Below are 2,560 nucleotides of genomic sequence, written 5' to 3' on the forward strand. Positions count from 1 at the left end.
CCGCTGAAAGATACGGACTTCGCATCGGCCCCCTCAAAGATGACGCCGTGGTGGACCTTTTGGACGAGCGCCATAATTTTGACAAATCGACCCGGGCGGCCGCCAGTTATCTCCGGGACATCTATACCACGGACGCCCAGGCATCCGGGTTGCTGGTGATGGCCTCATACAACTGGGGAGAGCGGCGGGTGGTCAAGCTGATCCAGACCATGCCGGAAAATCCCCGGGAACGCAATTTCTGGCAATTGATATCCGCCTACCGGAATAAAGTCCCGGATGAAACTTACGATTACGTCTTCTCCATCTTCACCGCCGCCGTGATCGGCGAGAATCCCCGCTTGTTCGGTTTTGATTTTGACAACCCCCTGGTGATGGCAGACGCACCCAAAAACAGCTGATTTGAAAAACCCAAGCGATTCACCTTTCTTGAAGAAGGTCGATTGGTAACGATCACGGTTGGGTACCATCGGTGGTTGTATTCAAAAGGTGAAACCCATTGGGTTTGCTGATCTCACCCCATCTTCGGCGTTAGATATCGCCGCGCATAGTCCACTATAGCGCGACGACATCTGCCCTGAATCTGCGGTAAGCTCGACAATCGCTTGGTTTAGGTATCAGTATGTCGTATTTGCGTCATAGCCGTTCACAGGTTCAACGGTTTAGGGTTCAGCGGTTGAGGGTGCACCAGAACCTCAGCCAAAGTATCATATAACGGTTAACGCTGATCCGATGTATGAGTTACTCGTGTTGCGATTGGCAGTTTCATGAGGAGCTTGCTAGCCGATGAGCACCGTCAACGAATGAAAGCAAACCCAGAACGGTGAACGCTGAACCTGTGAACGCCTGCCTTACGTCTATTTGCACTGGCTATCCGACAAGAAAGTTTGGTGTGCCGCCTTATACGCCATGTGGTATGCTTTTATAGTTTAAAAAACAATATGTGGTAGTTGTGATTAGATTGCTGCGAATTTGGGACCGGCGTCAACAAGCACCGTATCAGACGGAAGGACCAGACAAAAGGTGGCGGTGATGATTAATAAATGGCTTATCCCCAATGTTGCATAAACAGTATGGAAAAAGATGGCTAAATGAAAGGTATCATACTGAATATAGATAGGTTTCTACCATTTTCTGGATGTCACAAACGGTGATTTCCAAGAATGGCTCAGTTTTTCTCATTGTGTTTACCTTCCAGGAAAGCGGGAGGACTTCAGATCCCGTGTTGTCAAGGGATCGCGGTAGCCGAATACAGCTTCACCCTTGACGCCTTGGCTCTCAAGCCCTCCAGCTTTTGCAACGTAGGGGTGAAAACAGAGGAATTTAATGGAAAAGCAGTTTTTAATCGACGATCTGAAGCTGGGAGAATCCTGGCGACTGTTTAAGATCATGGGTGAATTTGTGGAAGGCGTTGAGGGCCTTCACGACCTGGGTCCCGCGGTCAGCATTTTCGGATCAGCCAGAACCCGTCCCGATGATCCGCAATATAAAAAAGCGGAAGCCATCGCCGCTCTTTTCGTTAAAAACAGTTTCGGGGTGATCACCGGCGGGGGCGGTGGGATCATGGAGGCGGCCAATAAGGGCGCCGCCGAAGCCGGCGGCACGTCGGTGGGTTTGAACATCCAGCTTCCCTTTGAACAAAAGCCCAACCCGTATGCAACGATCCGGATGGAGTTCAAGTATTTTTTCATCCGCAAGGTCATGTTCATCAAATATGCCGCCGCCTACGTTGTCATGCCCGGCGGCTTCGGAACCATGGATGAACTTTTTGAAGTGATCACCCTGGTGCAGACCCGTCGGATTCGGCCCTTTCCCATCATCATGGTTGGAACCGATTATTGGGGCGGGCTACTGGAGTGGATCCGCAACCAGTTATTGGCCAAGTCGCTGATTTCTCCCCAGGACATGGATATCATACAAGTATTGGATGACCCTGAGGAGATCGTCGACACGGTCCGCAAAATCCTCGTCGTCTGACAAACGCATCCCTAAATCAGCAAGTGTGACCATGTCTAATTCAGCACAGCAGAACTCCGAATCCGCAAAAGCCTTGCCCACGAATCCAGCAGATCCAACCGTCCAGCGCCAGAACGCATCTTTGCGGGCCCTTCACGAAACCGCCTTGGGCCTTCTGGATAAAATCGATAAAGAAGAATTGCTGGAGACCATTATCGAGCGCGCGGCTGCCCTGACCGGCACCCAGCATTGCTATATCTACCTGTTGGAACCGGACGCACAGGTGATGCAGATGCGCGTGGGAAAGGGTTTCTTTGCCGAACAGCTGGGTCGGTCGGTCCGCAAGGGCGAGGGCATGGGGGGGTGCGTCTGGCAGACAGAGGCTCCCGTGCTCGTGGCGGACTACAGCAACTGGTCAGGGCGACTGGACGATCCGGCCCTTGACGGCCTGCGCTGCATCGTGGGGATTCCGCTGAAATCCGACAGTCAGGTTCAGGGCGTCATCGGTCTGGCCCATGTGGATCCGGAAAAGCGCTTCGACCAGGAGGATGTGATTGTCCTTGAACGCTTTGCCGCCCTGACGCTGCTGGCACTGGAAAAAGCCACC

General features: G+C 52.5%; 2 protein-coding genes and 1 pseudogene. All 3 read left to right on the forward strand.

The genetic code is table 11. The features are described 5' to 3' along the window. Positions 1–398: pseudogene (locus QNK41_RS06015) on the forward strand (hypothetical protein); the annotation flags it as partial. 925 nt (positions 399–1,323) lie between these two features. Further along, complete coding sequence (locus tag QNK41_RS06020) at positions 1,324–1,974, forward strand: TIGR00730 family Rossman fold protein (RefSeq protein WP_319254777.1); 651 nt, start codon at positions 1,324–1,326, stop codon at positions 1,972–1,974. 31 nt (positions 1,975–2,005) lie between these two features. Next, positions 2,006–2,560, forward strand: a 555-nt coding sequence (locus QNK41_RS06025; RefSeq protein ID WP_319254779.1) for a GAF domain-containing protein, incomplete at its 3' end; no start/stop codon positions are given.

Origin of the sequence: Desulfosarcina sp. (genome assembly GCF_033791525.1) — a bacterium.
In the GTDB taxonomy this organism is placed as follows: Bacteria; Desulfobacterota; Desulfobacteria; order Desulfobacterales; family Desulfosarcinaceae; genus Desulfosarcina.

Excerpts from the sequence above, each read along its gene's own strand:
- QNK41_RS06020 (WP_319254777.1), top strand. The coding sequence starts at position 1,324 with ATGGAAAAGCAGTTTTTAATCGACGATCTGAAGCTGGGAGAATCCTGG.